This window comes from Streptomyces sp. FXJ1.172 (genome assembly GCF_001636945.3).
GTDB lineage: Bacteria > Actinomycetota > Actinomycetes > Streptomycetales > Streptomycetaceae > Streptomyces.
In genome coordinates, this window is sequence record NZ_CP119133.2 from 2,292,051 (window position 1) to 2,306,228 (window position 14,178).

Here is a 14,178-nt window from a genome sequence, read left to right on the forward strand (position 1 = left end):
GCCTGTGCCGGCTCCCGGGGTCCGGCGCGCCCGGAGCCGGGTCCTGCGCCGTCCCGCCGTGTCATCCCGCCGTGTCATCCCGCCGTGCCGAGCGGTTCGCCCGCCGGACCGGTCTCGCCGGCCGGTGCCACCGCGGCGCCCTGCCAGGACAGGACCTTCCAGCCGTCGCACGGCGAGCCCTCGAGGATCACCACGCCGGTGTTCTCCAGGGGGCGGGCGGCGGCGAAGGCGACGTCCACGTTGCCGGCGCGGGCTGCGGTCCACACCCGGATCGCGGCGCCGTGGCTGACCATGGCGACGGTGCCGGCGCCGCTCTGCGCGGCCTCGGCGACGACGGCGTCGTAGCGGGCGAGGGCCTCCGCGCCGCTCTCGCCGCCGGGCATGCGCAGCGCGGTGTCCCCGGCCGCCCACGCGAACACCGTGCGCAGATACAGCTCGCCCTGCGGCGAGTGGCCGGGCAGCATCTCCAGGTCGCCGGCGGACAGTTCGCGGATGCCGTCGCGGACGGTCACCGCAAGACCCCGGGCGGCGGCCAGGGGGGCCGCGGTCAGCCGGGTGCGCAGCAGGGTGGAGGCGTAGAGGGCCTCGATGTCCTCGCCGGCGAGGGCTGCGGGCAGCGCGGCGGCCTGTGCCTCGCCGAGCGGCGTCAGTCCCGGTCCGGGTACGGCGGTGTCCAGCAGATGGTCCACGTTGGACGGGGTCTCGCCATGACGGACCAGGAGCAGACGCATGCGGGGCCTCCTCTCGCGCCGGCCGGGCAGCCGGCGTTCACGCGCCGGAGCACGGGCACGGACCACGGGGACAGGCACGGGGACGGGGACGGGGACTCCAGGGTATCCGCCCTGTTCTGCGCCCCGGCGGGCAGCAGGCTTTCCTGACACTCCCTCAGTCCACATGGCAATACATGGGTCTCATTATTCGACATGCGCGCGTACGGTGACGCGTACCACCGGCAGACCAGAGGTGAAGGGGAACCGTCATGCCGAAAGCGCAGGAGACCGCCGTCTACACGCACGGGCACCACGAGTCGGTGCTGCGTTCGCACACCTGGCGGACCGCCGCCAACTCCGCGGCCTATCTGCTCGGTTCACTCAAGCCCCACATGCGGATCCTGGACATCGGCTGCGGCCCCGGAACCATCACCGCGGACCTGGCGGCGCTGGTCCCCGACGGCCGGGTCACCGGTGTCGACGCCGCCCCGGGAGTCCTGGAGCAGGCCCGGGCCGCCGCGAGCGCGCGCGGGCTGGCCAACGTCGACTTCGCGGTCGCCGACGTCCACGCCCTGGACTACCCGGACGACACCTTCTGCGTGGTCCACGCCCACCAGGTGCTCCAGCACGTCGGCGACCCGGTGCAGGCACTGCGCGAGATGCACCGGGTGACGAAACCCGGCGGGCTCGTCGCCGTCCGCGACGCGGACTACGCGACGATGACCTGGTATCCGCTGGTGCCGGGCCTGGACCACTGGCTGGACCTGTACGAGCGGGTGGCCCGCGGCAACGGCGGCGAGCCGGACGCCGGGCGCCGGCTGAAGGCGTGGGCGCGGGCCGCCGGGCTGCGGGACATCACCGCCACCGCCAGCGCCTGGACGTTCGCCACGCCCGAGGAGCGGGCCTGGTGGAGCGGCCTGTGGGCGGACCGCACGCTGGCCTCGTCGTACGCCGCACGGGCCACGGAGGGCGGCCACGCGACGCCGGAGCAGCTGCGGGCGGTGTCCGAGGCGTGGCGGGAATGGGGCCGGCAGGAGGACGGCTGGTTCGCCGTGCTGCACGGGGAGATCCTGTGCCGCAAGGAAGCCTGAGGACCGATGCCGGTGGTCAGCGTGCGTCCTCGCCCGTGAAGGAGTACGCGGCCCAGGGGCCGGTGAGTTCGACCCGGATCCCGGGCTCCTCCGCCCGGGTGCGGTCGATCAGTTCCACGAACTCCTCGGAGTGCGCGCGGGGCACCAGGTAGGCCGCGTCGAGGAGGCTGCGGGCCGCGGGGCCGGACGGGGCGCACTCCTGCGGATCGCGCAGGCGGCAGTCCTCGGCCTGCCCGGCGAGGCGTTCGTGCAGGGACCGGGCGAGTGCCTCGGCGGGCACCGGCACGGAGCCCGCCACGGCGGCGGAGGAGTCGGAGGAGGCGGTGGCGGGCTCCGTGTACACCTTCACGCCCCACTCCACCCGGCCCTCCAGGCGGTCCAGGACGCGCCGGAAGCTGTCCGCGTGGGTCTCGAGCAGCGTGCGCACCACGCTGTCGTCCTCGCAGACGGTCGCGAGGCGCAGCGGCAGCGGGGTGGTGACCGTGGCCAGCGCGGCGATCACCCCCTGGTGCGCACGGACGGTCGCGGCCAGCCATGCCGGGTCCTCCAGGTGGGCCTGCAGGGCCTCCTCGCCGAAGTCGGCCGCGGGGACCGTGCTGACGACCGCGATCAGCCCGCCGTGGCGCAGCAGGCCCGGCGGGGCGCCGGCGACGCCCGTCAGCTCGGCCTGCAGGGGCGTGTCGAAGGGGCGGCAGACGGCGTAGACGTAGCGCAGTCCGCTCATGGTGCCTCCTTCCGCGCGCGACCGCTCGCATGCCCGGCGTCCCGGGCCTCCTGCGCGCCCTCCCGTCACAGAACTCGTGCCCGGGTTCCGGTCCGGGCGTCCGGCCTCCTGTCCCCGCTGCTGTCCGGGCTGTGTGCCCGGCCGGGCGCTTCAGCTCCAGCCTGACCCGGCGGACGCCCACGCGCCACAGCTCGCCGGTCCGGCCCGCACACCGCTGTCCGCCGGGCCGCCCGGCACACGCCCCGTCCCTCCCTCAGCAACCCGGCGGCATCCAGGAGACCCACCGCAGCGGCACCCGCCGCACCGGCACCCGCCGCACACTGCCGCAGCACGCCGGGCAGGTCAGCGCACGGCCTCCTCCACCAGCAGCCTGGCGGCGTCGGCGATGCCCACGGCGTCGATGCCCGCCGCGTGCAGCTGCTCGTCGGGGGCGGCGGAGCCCGGCATGGTGCGCACCGCGAGACGGACCAGGCGGGGCACGGCCCGGCCGTCGGCGAAGACCTCCGCCACGGCGTCGCCGAGGCCGCCCTCGGGATGGTGGTCCTCGACGGTGAGCAGGCACCCCGTCTCCTCGGCGGCCCGGCGCAGCGCGGCGGCGTCGACGGGCTTGACGGAGTACAGGTCGATCACCCGCACCCGGATGCCCTCCTCGGCGAGCCGGTCGGCCGCGGCCAGCGCCTCGGGCACGGTCACCCCGGCCGCGACGACGGTGAGCCGGTCCTCCTCGCCGGACCGCAGCGTCTTGCTGCCGCCGACCGGGAACTCCTCGCCGGGGCCGTAGATCACCGGGGTCGCGCCGCGCGAGGTGCGCAGATAGCGGATGCCGTCGAGGCCGGCCATGGCCGCGACCAGGTGGGCGGTCTGGTTGGCGTCGCACGGGTACAGCACGGTCGAGCCGTGCACGGCACGGAACATCGCCAGGTCCTCCAGGCCCATCTGGGAGGGCCCGTCCTGCCCGATCGCGACCCCCGCGTGGGAGCCGACCAGGTTGATCCCGGCGCCGCTGATGGAGGCCATGCGCACGAAGTCGTGAGCCCGGGTGAAGAACGCGGCGAACGTCGAGGCGTACGGCAGCCAGCCGCGCGCGGCCATGCCGACGCAGCAGGCGACGAGCTGCTGCTCGGCGATGTAGCACTCGAAGAAGCGCTCGGGGTGGGCCTTGGCGAACTCCTCGGTGCGGGTGGAGTCGCCGACCTCGCCGTCCAGGGCGACGACATCGCCGCGGGCGGTGCCGAGCGCGGCGAGGGCCGCGCCGAAGGCGTCGCGCGTGGCGGCCTTGTCGCCCTCGTCGTAGCGCGGGAGCCGGACCACCTCGGTGGTCCGGTCGCGCAGCGCGGCGGCGGCCGGCGGCTCGCCGACGCGCACGCGCAGGTCGCGCGGCCCGCCGAGTTCGGCGATGGCCTCCTCGGGGTGGGGCAGCGGCTTGCCGTGCATGCCCTCGCGGTCCTCGACGGCGGCCACGCCCTTGCCCTTGAGGGTGCGGGCGAGGACCGCGACGGGCTGCCCGGTCGTGGCCAGTGCCTCGCGGTAGGCCTGGTCGATCTTCTCGACGTCGTGGCCGTCGGTCTCGACGGTGTGCCAGCCGAAGGCCTGGAAGCGGCGGGCGTAGGCGTCCAGGTCGTGGCCGTGCCGGGTGGGGCCGTGCTGCCCGAGCCGGTTGACGTCGACGATCGCGATCAGGTTGTCCAGCTGCTCGTACCCGGCGTGTTCGGCGGCCTCCCACACCGAGCCCTCCGCCAGCTCGCTGTCGCCGCACAGCACCCACACGCGGTAGCCGGTGCGGTCCAGGCGCTTGCCGGCGAGGGCGATGCCGACCCCGACGGGCAGGCCCTGGCCGAGGGATCCGGTGGCCGTCTCCACCCAGGGCAGCCGGCGCGGCGTGGGATGTCCCTCGAGGCGGCTGCCGAGCTTGCGGAAGGTGAGCAGCTCGCCGTCCTCGACGGCGTCGGCCGCCTTGTACCCGGCGTACAGCAGGGGCGAGGCGTGCCCCTTGGACAGCACGAAACGGTCGTTGGCGGGGTGTTCGGGGCGCTCGAAGTCGTAGCGCAGATGGTGGGCGAGCAGGACGGCCAGCAGGTCGGCGGCGGACATCGAGGAGGTGGGATGCCCGGAGCCCGCGGCAGCGGAGGCGCGTACGCTGTCCACGCGCAACTGCTGGGCCAGTTCGGTGAGTTCGGCGGTGTTCATCGTTCTCCACGGCTGTTTGTGCAAGTCGGCTCATGAGAGGTTTTCCGTGTATCCGTGGCCGGAGCACACAAACCTGCGGCGGGTCACCCGAACGGCATTTCGGCGCGTGGTCCGGGTGCGCGGGAAGGGGCCGCGCCCACGCGGTGAAGCCGCGCATCGCCGCGGTCGCGCGCCCCTTCGGGCCGGCTGTCCCGTCCCCGGCCGGGAAGTCCAACTAGGCTCGTGCGCATGGAGATTCTGGGCGCCTCGCTGCGTATCTGCGTCGATGACATCGAAGCCGCGGTCCCGTTCTACGAGCGGCTGACGGGCGGCAGAGCCCTGCGGTTCGAGCGGGGCGGGGTGCAGGTCGCCGCGATCGGGTCCTTTTTGCTGATGAGCGGCCCGGAGGCGGAGCTGGAGATCCTCCGGAAGGTGACGGCGACGATCGCCGTGAAGGACGTGGAGGAGACGCACCGGGTGCTGGCCGGCCTCGGCGCCCGGATCCTCGCCGGGCCGGTGCCGACGCCGGCCGGCCGCAATCTGCTGGCGATGCATCCGGACGGTTCGATCTTCGAGTACGTGGACCAGCAGCAGGCCTGAGCCGCACGTCAGGGCTGGTCCGGCCGCATCCGGAAGTCGTGGCGGGCGGGCAGCGGCTCGTCGGTGAGGCGGGCCCACAGCCGGCCGATCGCCTCCTCCCCCTCCCTGAGGTCGGCGGCCTCGAAGCCCTCGTCGAAGACGGCCCGTGCCGCCTCGGGCCGTCCCTCGGCGAGCAGCAGCTCGGCCTGGAGCAGCCGGAAGCGTCCGCGGCCGCGGACGGCGGGCGGCAGGCGGTCCCAGACGGCGCGGGCGTCCGCCGTGCGCCCGGCGCGCAGCAGGGCCGGGAGGGTCTCGCGGCCGAGCGCGGCCAGGGCGGCGGTCCAGGCCTCGCCGTCGTCACGGCGTTCGCGGCACAGGTCGTCGAAGGCGTCCGCGTACCGCTCGGCGGCCCGCTCGTGGTGACCTGCCGTCTGGTCGGCGACGGCCAGGCAGCGCAGCAACGGCCACAGGGAGGGCGCCAGTTGCAGGGCCCGCTCCCAGCTGCGGACGGCCTGGGCGCGGTCACCGGCGTGCCACTGGGCGATGCCGAGGTGGTACTCGGTGTGCGGGGTGGCGGGCGCGGTCTCCAGCATGTCCCGCCAGTGCGGGGCGACGAGGCTCTCGCCGGGCGGCCGGACCCGGCGCGGCTCGGGCAGTGAGCCGGTGCGCAGCAGTTCCCGCCAGGGTGCCTGGGCCTCGGTGAGGGTGGACTCGGGAAACGGGGTCCCGGGCAGTTTCCAGTCGGCGCGCAGGACTTCGAGGGCGCCCCAGCCGGATCCGGCGGCCAGGATCTCACCGGGTTCGGTGTCGGCGTACGGCTGCCAGGCGGCGTAGGCCTCCTCGACGCGGGCGCGCGGGAGGGCCGCCTCCAGCCGGTCCTCGGCGTGCTGCACGGCCCGGGCCCAGTCGCCGTCGGCCGGTGTGCCGAGCGGGCCGTACGCCTCCAGCCAGGACACCTCGCTCCCGGCGTCCAGCCGGACGTGTTCGAGCTGGGTGCGGGCGAGGCCGGCCTGGATCTCGCAGTAGCCGCCGGTGCCGGGTTCGGTCAGCCACTGCTGCCAGCGCCGTCCGCCGGGCCGGTGGCCCCACACGAACAGCTTGCGGCCGCGCAGGGTGTCGGTGGAGGTCTGCGCCAGCCCGTGCCCGTCGGTGTCCAGGGCGGCGATCCAGCGTCGCCGGCCGTCGGGCACGTCGTAGAAGTAGTCGGCGGCGTAAGGGCTGTTGAGAGGGTAGGTGCGGTCGATCCCGTCGTGCGACGGGACGGGGACGCGGCGCAGCCGGCGCTCGTAGCCGAAGTGCCAGGCTTCCTCGGCGGGCGCCAGGACCCGGCGCTCCTCCGGCACCGCGATGTTGGACCACCAGTAGGTCGGCACGGGCCGTTCGTGCGGGTTGCGGATCCGGACGCCGGCGTAGAGGAAGTCGGAGCCGTCGGGCAGCCACAGGTCGACCTGGAAGGGCAGGTCGCGCAGCCGCTCCCACTCCCACAGGCGCAGCATCTCGCCGCCGTCGGGGGCGGGGACGCGGGCGGCGTGCAGGGGTGCGCAGGACAGGGTGGTGTGGCCGGTTGCGCCGATGTTCCATTCGATGCCGCCGGAGTACCAGGCGCCGTTGAGGGCGAAGTTCGCGGGCTGGAACACCGGGTTGCGGTAGAGGAGTTCACGTCCGGTGGGCAGGTGGAACAGGGAGGCGACGCGGCCGCCCAGGCCGGGCAGGACGGTGGCGCGCAGCCGGTCGTTCTCGATGACCAGCGCGTCCAGGGCGCGGGGTTCGCGGGTTCTTCCGTAGCCGTCGCGGACCCGGACCGGGAGCAGGCTGGTGAGCGGCTCGTGGGCGAGCTGCCGTGCCATGTCCCGGGGCAGGCCGTCGCGGTTTCGGTCGTCGACGCGGTGCACCTCGTCGAGCGGGTGCATCGGGGGCAGGGGGTTGTCGGAGCCCAACTGCGCTGCGGGCAGGGTCAGTACCTCACGTCGGATCCTCGTCACGATCACCATGGAACCCGGCGTGCGGTGCTCCGGCCAGGGGAGGTGCCGGTCAGGATTGCGCAAAAGGCGCGGAAGGCGGGCCCGGCAGGCGGTTCAGCCGGTGGCTCGCATCTCGGCGGTGAGCGCCCAGCGTTCGTGGTCGCGCCAGGCTCCGTCGATGTGGAGCATGGCGGGCGAGAAGCCCTCCAACCGGAATCCGGCGCCCCGGGCGAGGGCGATGGAGGCGGTGTTCCCGGGCTGGGCGTTGATCTCCAGCCGGTGCAGGCCGAGCGGGCCGAAGGCGTAGCCGATGACCAGGTCGAGGCCCTCGCGCATCAGGCCGCGCCCGGCGGCGTGGACGAAGGCGCCGTAGCCGAGCGCGCCGCACTGGAAGCCGCCGCGGACGATGTTGTTGATGTTGATGTAGCCGGCGATGTCCCCGCTGTCCTTCGCGCACACCAGGAAGCCGGCCTTCGACGGGTCCTCGAGCAGCCGGCCGGCGAAGGCGGCGTAGGCCTCTTCGGTGTCCGGCGGGAACAGCCACGGCCGGTGCAGGTCCTTGCTCTCGCGGGTGCGGGCCGTGAACTCGGGCCCGTCCTCGAGGGTGTAGTGGCGGATGGCCACGCGCGGGCCCTCGGCGAGGTAGTGGGGTGCGGTGTGCGGCATCGGGCCAGGCTACGGCGTCACCGCCCGCGCCGCATCCGGGAATGCACCCGGGAGCGCCGGGGGTAGTGGGGTACCGCCAGGGCGCCGGGGCGCCAGGGTCCGCACGGGACGAGCCGGGGATGCCTGGGTCCGCGGGGGGACGTGCCGGGGGTGCCGGGGGGTTCGCCGTCGGGGCGTGGTGGTCCGGGTGGGTGCGTGGTCGGGGTGGGTGCGTGGTCGGGGTGGGTGCGTGGTGCCGGTGCGGGGCGGTCAGCGCAGGGCGGGCTCGTCCAGGGTCAAGGTGGCGCTGTCCGCGTCGAGTTCGGCCGGGACGCCGAACGGGATCGTCAGCGCGCCCGCGCAGTGTCCGAAGCCGAACTCCTCCACCACCGGCACGCCGAGCGCGCCGAGCCGGTCGGCCAGCAGGGGGCGTATCTCGGTGTAGTCGGAGCAGTCCTGCCAGGAGCCGAGCAGTACCCCGCGCACGTCCTCCAGCCAGCCGGCGCGCAGGAGTTGGGTGAGGTAGCGGTCCAGCTGGTACGTCCGCTCGCCGACGTCCTCCAGGCACAGCAGCCCGCCGGCCGCCGAGGGGCGTGCGTGCGGGGTGCCGCGCTCCGCGGCGAGCAGGGTCAGGCAGCCGCCGAGGGTGATCCCGCGGGCGCGGCCGGGCACGAGGGGCGAGCCGCCGGAGGTGATGGTGCGCACGGTCTCCGGATGGAGGAGGGTGGCCCGCAGATGGTCCTGGGCCCGGGCGTTCTTGATGAAGTCGATGCCGGCCGCCACCGGCCCGTACAGCGTGGCGAGGCCCAGGCGGGTGGCGAAGGCCTCGTGCAGGACGGTGATGTCGCTGAAGCCGACCAGGACCTTGGGCCCGGCGGCCCGCATCGCCTCCCAGTCCAGCAGGTCGATCATGCGCTGCACCCCGTACCCGCCGCGGGCGCACAGCACCGCGTCCACCGACGGGTCGCACCAGGCATTCTGGAAGTCGGCCGCGCGGTCGGCGTCCGAACCGGCCAGGTACCCGAACTCGGCATGCCGGTCCAGGACATGGGGAGCGGCGACCGCGTCGAGGTCCCAGCCGCGCAGCACGTCTAGCCCGGCCTGGAGACGCTCCTCGGGCACCGGCCCGCTGGTGGCGACGACGGCCACCCGCGCGCCGGGGGCCAGTCGTCTCGGCCGGGTCAGTTCCTTCACGGGTGCAGCTCCAGTCTCGGGACGCCGGGCACGTCCAGCCCGAACACCTGAGCGTACAGGGACAGCTCGGCCTCCATGGCGCGCACCATCGTCTCGGCCCGGCGGAAGCCGTGCCCCTCCCCCGCGAAGGTGAGGTAGGCGTGCGGCACGCCCCGGCCCGCGATCCGGGCGAGGAAGCGTTCGCACTGGGCGGGCGGGCAGATCACGTCGTCCAGGCCCTGGAGCAGCAGGAACGGCACGGTGAGCCGGTCGGCGTGGCTGGTGGGCGAACGCTCGGCGTACCGGTCGGGCACCTCGGCGAACGGTCCGATCAGCGACTCGAGGTAGCGGGACTCGAAGTCGTGGGTGTCGCCGGGGCCCCAGGCGGCGAGGTCCAGGATCGGGTAGACGATGGTGCCGCAGGCGTAGACGTCGGTCGTGGTCAGGGAGGCGGCGGCGGTCCAGCCGCCCGCGCTGCCGCCGCGGATGGCGAGCCGGTCCGGGTCCGCGGTGCCCTCCTCGGCGAGGGCGCGGGCGACGGCGGCGCAGTCCTCGACGTCGACCACGCCCCACTGCTCGCGCAGCCGCTCGCGGTAGGCGCGGCCGTAGCCGGCGGAGCCGCCGTAGTTCACCTCGGCGACCCCGATGCCCCGCGAGGTGAAGTAGGCGATGGCCAGGTCCAGCACGAGCGGCACGCGGTCGGTGGGTCCGCCGTGCGCCCAGACGACGTAGGGCGGCGCCTCGCCGTCGGGCGCGGTGCGGGCGGGGTGGTGCGGCGGGTAGACGTGCGCGTGCACCTCGCGGCCGTCGGGGCCGGTGAAGGTGCGGTGCCGCGGCTCGGGGTAGTAGGCGGGATCGACGGCGTCGCGGTGCCGGGCGCCGATGGCGCGGGCCCGGCCGGTCACGGTGTCCAGCTCGACGACCTCGTAGGCGGTGCGCGGGCCGGCCCCGACGGCGACGACCCGGCCGCCGTGGGCGGCGAGCGTGGGGGCGAACTCGGTCCAGGGTCCGGCGGCGTCGACGGTCTCGCCGGATTCTGTATCCAGTATGCCGAGTACGGTCGACCCCTTACCGTGTACGACCGCGATCAGCCCGCTCTCCAGCGGTGCGAACCAGCGCAGGCCCGGCCGCCACAGCGGGCCGGCGAACTCCTCTTCTCGCGGGCACAGCGGGGTGCCGTCCCGGTAGAGGTTCCACCAGCCGCTGCGGTCGCTTGTATACAGAAGATCGCCGTCCGCAGACCATTCGGCCTGTGCGATCGCCTCGCGCGGCCCGCCGGCGACCGTGTGGACGGTATGCAGTGTGCCGTCGACACCGATCTCGCCGACACGCAGTTCCGTCCCCTCCCACGGCATCCGCGGATGGTCCCAGGCGAGCCATGCGGCCCGGCACCCGTCGGGCGACAGACGAGGACCGGTGACGAACCGGTGCCGGCCGTCGGTGAGTTCGCGTACCGCCGAGCGGTCCTCGGCGGCGGATCCGTCGAGCGGTACGGCGGCGAGCACGCGCCGTACGTCGCCGGGGCCGTCCCCGGTGAACTCCTCCAGGGCGCACCACACCTCACCGCGGGCGAGGTCCAGGTGCGGGCCGGCCCAGCGCAGTCCCGCGCCCACCGGGGAGAGCGGGGTCAGCGGGCGCGGCTCGCCGCCGGGTTCGTAGCGGTACATCCGCTGGTCGGCGAAGTGCGTGAAGACGATCAGTGGCCGGCCCGCGTCCACCGCCCCCGCCCAGGGGCAGCCGCCGTACTCGACGACCCGGTTGCGCACGTTCCACGGGGCGGGCAGCACGGTCTCCTCCGTGCCCTCGGCCGTGCGGCGCACCAGGGCCCGGCGGCCGTCCTCGGCCGGCCGGGGCTCGGTCCACCACACCTCGTCCCCGACGAAGCCCACCCACTCCGGCCGCCCGTCGTGCGCGGCGGCCAGCGCCGCGTCGATGGGCGACGGCCAGGTGCCGTACGGCGAGGTCAGCATGCGTGTCCTTTCGTGCCGGCCCTACGCCGTGCGCAGGAAGCGGTCGAGGACGCGGACGCCGAAGTGCAGCGCCTCCACGGGCACCCGTTCGTCGACGCCGTGGAACAGTGCCTGGTAGTCCAGGTCTTCGGGCAGCTTCAGCGGGGTGAAGCCGTAGCCGGTGATGCCGAGCCGGGAGAACTGCTTGGCATCCGTGCCGCCCGACATGCAGTACGGCACCACGTGCCCGTCCGGCGCGAACTCCTCGACGGCGGCCCGCATCCGTGCGAAGACCGGCGAGTCCACCGGCGCCTGGAGGGCCACCTCCCGGTGGACGAACTCCCAGCTGACGTCCGGACCGGTCAGCTGGTCGAGGGTGGCGGCGAACTCCTCCTCGCCGCCCGGCAGATAGCGCCCGTCGACGTGGGCGACGGCCTCGCCGGGGATGACGTTGACCTTGTAACCGGCCTGCAGCATGGTCGGGTTGGCGCTGTTGCGCAGTGTCGCCTCGACCAGCTTCGCCGCCGGACCGAGCTTGTCCAGCAGCCGGTCCACGTCTCTGAAGTCGGGTTCGATGCCGTACAGGGCGGCGAGTTCGGTGAGCGCGGCCCGTACGGTCGGGGTGAGCCTGGGCCGCCAGTCGTGCTCGCCGATGCGGGTGAGGGCGGCGGCGAGCCGGGTGACCGCGTTCTCCTTGTTCACCTTGGAGCCGTGCCCGGCCCGGCCGCGCGCGGTGAGCTTCACCCAGCCGGTGCCGCGCTCGCCGGCCCCGATCGGGTAGAGCTTGCGGCCGGTGCCGTCGTGGAAGGTGAAGGCACCGGACTCGCTGATGCCCTCGGTGCAGCCCTCGAACAGTTCGGGGTGCCGGTCGGCGAGGAAGCCCGCGCCGTCCTCGGCACTGGCCTCCTCGTCTGCGGTGAAGGCGATGACGAGGTCCCGGCGGGGCCGTACGCCCGCGCGGGCCCAGGCGCGGACCACCGCGAGGATCATCGCGTCCATGTTCTTCATGTCGACGGCGCCGCGCCCCCAGACCACCCCGTCGCGGATTTCCCCGGAGAACGGGTGCACGCTCCAGTCGGCGGCCTCGGCGGGCACCACGTCGAGGTGACCGTGGACGAGCAGCGCTTCGGCGGACGGGTCGGTGCCCTCGATCCGGGCGACGACGTTGGTGCGGCCCGGTGTGCGTTCCAGCAGCAGCGGTTCGAGGCCCGCGCCGGCCAGCCGCTCGGCCGCGTACTCGGCGGCCGGCCGCTCCCGGCAGTCCCCGCCGCCCCGGTTGCTGGTGTCGATCCGGATCAGGCCGGAGGTGAACTCCACGACCTCGGCCAGGGCCTGCTCATCGGCCTGCTGGTCAGCCATACTGCTCCTCCACGGCGGCGGAGACGATCGTGGTGACCGCCTTGAACGTCCGGATGCCCTCGTACATGGTGGCGCTGGTGTACGCCACCTTGCGTTCCCCGATGCGGGTGAGCCCGGGGACGACGGTGGCGGCCTGCGCCAGGTGCTCGGCGTCGAACTCGACGGCGACCGTGAACGGCCCGGCAGCGACCGGTTCCTGACGTACCGCCAGGCGTGCGGCCTCCTTCGCGGCGGCGCGGATCTCGGCTGCGGTACGGGCCGGGGTCCGGCACACCGCCGCGTAGCGCGACACATGGTCCTTGACGGCGACCTTCAGCGCCTCGGGGGCGTAGCCGAGGGCGTCCTCGCAGGCGAGGTCGTCGCCGGTGACGAGGACGACGGGCACGCCGTACTCGGCGACGACATGGGCGTTGAGCAGTCCCTCGCTGGCGCGGACGTCGTTCAGCCACACCCCGGTGATCTGGTTGGCGAGGTAGGTGTGGGCGAGGACGCCCTCCATGCCGGCGCCCGTGTGGTAGCCGACGAAGGCGATGCCGTCGACATCGCCGTGCTGGACGCCCTCCACCATGGAGAGCGTCTTGTGCCGTCCGGTGAGCATCTCGACGCGTTCGTCGAGGTGCTCCAGCAGCAGGTTGCGCATGGTCCAGTGGGCCTCGTTGACGAGCACCTGGTCGGCGCCGCCGTCGAAGAAGCCCTGCACGGCGGCGTTCACGTCGGAGGTGAACATCGACCGGCACCGCTCCCACTGCGGTGTCCCCGGCAGTACGTCGGCCGGCCACGTGACGCCCGTGGCCCCCTCCATGTCGGCACTGATAAGGATCTTCATACTGCTTCACGTTACGCGCGGGTGAGGGAACTTCCTACGAGGCCGGCTCTTCGGGGCAGCCGAGGCCGGAGGTGACGTCGGCCCGGACCGGGAAGCGCTCTCGGCCCCGGCGCCCGGCTTCCCGGCTTCGCGGTGAGGACGTCCCGTTTACCTGCCCGCGAGGACGAACCAGCGGGCCGGCAGGTCGATGCGGGTGCCGTCGGCGAGGTGCTCGGTCTGCGGCAGGGTGGTCGCGCCCTCGGCGAGGACCGTCAGGCCGGCCGCGCCGAGCAGCTTCGGGATCTCCTCGTCGTCGGCGTCGGCAGGCTTGAGCCCGTGGTGGAAGACGCGCTGGAGCTTCGGCCCAGGGCCGCCCGGCTGGGAGGCGGCGCGCCTGAGGACGTCCCGGGAGCCGGAGGTGAGTTCGACGACGAAGGCGCGCCCCTCGCTGCCGATCATCTCGGCGACGGCGGCGGCGACCGCGGACCGCGCCTCCGGTTCGCTCTGGTGGATCACGGCCCGCATGTAGACGTGGGTGTCGCCGAGCCGGTCGTGCAGGGCGCGCACGGCGCTCGCGTCGGTGAGGTCGAGCTGCTGGTACTCCACGGTGTCGGCGTCCGTGGCGCGGCGGGCATGCTCGACGGCCGCGTGCGAGAGGTCGACGCCGACGGCGTGCGCGAACCGGGTGGCGAGGTAGCGGGTCGTGGTGCCGTTGCCGCAGCCGAGGTCGACGATGGTGCGCGAGGCGTCGGCGTGGGGCAGGAGCAGGGCGCTGTGCGGCTGCGCGGAGAGGGCGGGATCGCAGTCCCAGATCGCCTCGCCCGCCGCGTCGGAGGTCTGTGTCCAGTAACTTTCCCAGGCGTTGCGGTAGTTGTCCGAGACGTTCATTCGATCTCCCCACGGTTCGGTTCCGTGATCGGGATATCGCGGAGGCCGGGGGCTGGGCAAGGGGTGGGTGGCCACCTTCACCGGATGTACGGTCCCGGGACATATCGGGGGCGTGCACGACCTGGGCG

12 protein-coding genes are annotated in these 14,178 nt (G+C 74.1%); 2 read left to right on the forward strand and 10 right to left on the reverse strand.

Annotated features, from left to right (window positions below):
• Positions 1-74 precede the first annotated feature (74 nt).
• A complete protein-coding gene (locus tag A6P39_RS10220) occupies positions 75-731 on the reverse strand; it encodes a histidine phosphatase family protein (RefSeq protein WP_067056382.1) in 657 nt (218 codons plus the stop codon).
• Between the two features lie 248 nt (positions 732-979).
• Here A6P39_RS10220 and A6P39_RS10225 point away from each other — a divergent pair, with 248 nt between their 5' ends.
• Positions 980-1,801 (forward strand): methyltransferase domain-containing protein, encoded by an 822-nt coding sequence (locus tag A6P39_RS10225; RefSeq protein ID WP_067056385.1) that lies wholly within the window; start codon positions 980-982, stop codon positions 1,799-1,801.
• 16 nt (positions 1,802-1,817) lie between these two features.
• Here the strand turns inward: A6P39_RS10225 and A6P39_RS10230 are convergent, their stop codons facing one another.
• Positions 1,818-2,525, reverse strand: a complete 708-nt coding sequence (locus tag A6P39_RS10230) for a GvpL/GvpF family gas vesicle protein (protein WP_067056392.1) — start codon at positions 2,523-2,525, stop codon at positions 1,818-1,820.
• Positions 2,526-2,867: 342 nt separating this feature from the next.
• The gene (locus A6P39_RS10235) at positions 2,868-4,712 is read right to left on the reverse strand and encodes a transketolase (RefSeq protein ID WP_067056393.1); all 1,845 of its coding nucleotides are present in this window, start codon (positions 4,710-4,712) and stop codon (positions 2,868-2,870) included.
• A 228-nt stretch (positions 4,713-4,940) separates the two neighbouring features.
• Between A6P39_RS10235 and A6P39_RS10240 the strand changes: the two genes are divergently transcribed.
• The gene (locus A6P39_RS10240; protein ID WP_067056394.1) at positions 4,941-5,291 is read left to right on the forward strand and encodes a VOC family protein; all 351 of its coding nucleotides are present in this window, start codon (positions 4,941-4,943) and stop codon (positions 5,289-5,291) included.
• A gap of 8 nt (positions 5,292-5,299) precedes the next feature.
• On the opposite strand, the gene A6P39_RS10245 is transcribed toward A6P39_RS10240, so the two are convergent.
• The 7 genes from A6P39_RS10245 to A6P39_RS10275 all read right to left on the reverse strand — a co-directional run bounded on the left by A6P39_RS10245 (position 5,300) and on the right by A6P39_RS10275 (position 14,050).
• Entirely contained in the window at positions 5,300-7,261 is a 1,962-nt protein-coding gene (locus tag A6P39_RS10245; protein ID WP_067056398.1) for a DUF5107 domain-containing protein, read from the reverse strand.
• A gap of 84 nt (positions 7,262-7,345) precedes the next feature.
• Complete coding sequence (locus A6P39_RS10250; RefSeq protein ID WP_067056407.1) at positions 7,346-7,897, reverse strand: GNAT family N-acetyltransferase; 552 nt, start codon at positions 7,895-7,897, stop codon at positions 7,346-7,348.
• A 249-nt stretch (positions 7,898-8,146) separates the two neighbouring features.
• On the reverse strand, positions 8,147-9,070 hold the full coding sequence (locus A6P39_RS10255; RefSeq protein WP_067056421.1) for a S66 peptidase family protein: 924 nt from the start codon (positions 9,068-9,070) through the stop codon (positions 8,147-8,149).
• Positions 9,067-11,019 carry a prolyl oligopeptidase family serine peptidase gene (locus A6P39_RS10260; protein ID WP_067056423.1) on the reverse strand — a complete coding sequence of 651 codons (1,953 nt, stop codon included), beginning with the start codon at positions 11,017-11,019 and terminating at the stop codon, positions 9,067-9,069. The genes A6P39_RS10255 and A6P39_RS10260 overlap by 4 nt, the downstream gene beginning before the upstream one ends.
• A gap of 21 nt (positions 11,020-11,040) precedes the next feature.
• Positions 11,041-12,357, reverse strand: coding sequence for a M20/M25/M40 family metallo-hydrolase (locus tag A6P39_RS10265; protein ID WP_067056424.1), 1,317 nt, complete (start codon positions 12,355-12,357; stop codon positions 11,041-11,043).
• Positions 12,350-13,183 (reverse strand): M55 family metallopeptidase, encoded by an 834-nt coding sequence (locus A6P39_RS10270; protein WP_067056427.1) that lies wholly within the window; start codon positions 13,181-13,183, stop codon positions 12,350-12,352. The genes A6P39_RS10265 and A6P39_RS10270 overlap by 8 nt, the downstream gene beginning before the upstream one ends.
• Positions 13,184-13,330: 147 nt before the next feature.
• Positions 13,331-14,050: a class I SAM-dependent methyltransferase gene (locus A6P39_RS10275; protein WP_067056430.1), complete on the reverse strand. Its 720-nt coding sequence runs from the start codon at positions 14,048-14,050 to the stop codon at positions 13,331-13,333.
• Positions 14,051-14,178: the final 128 nt, after the last annotated feature.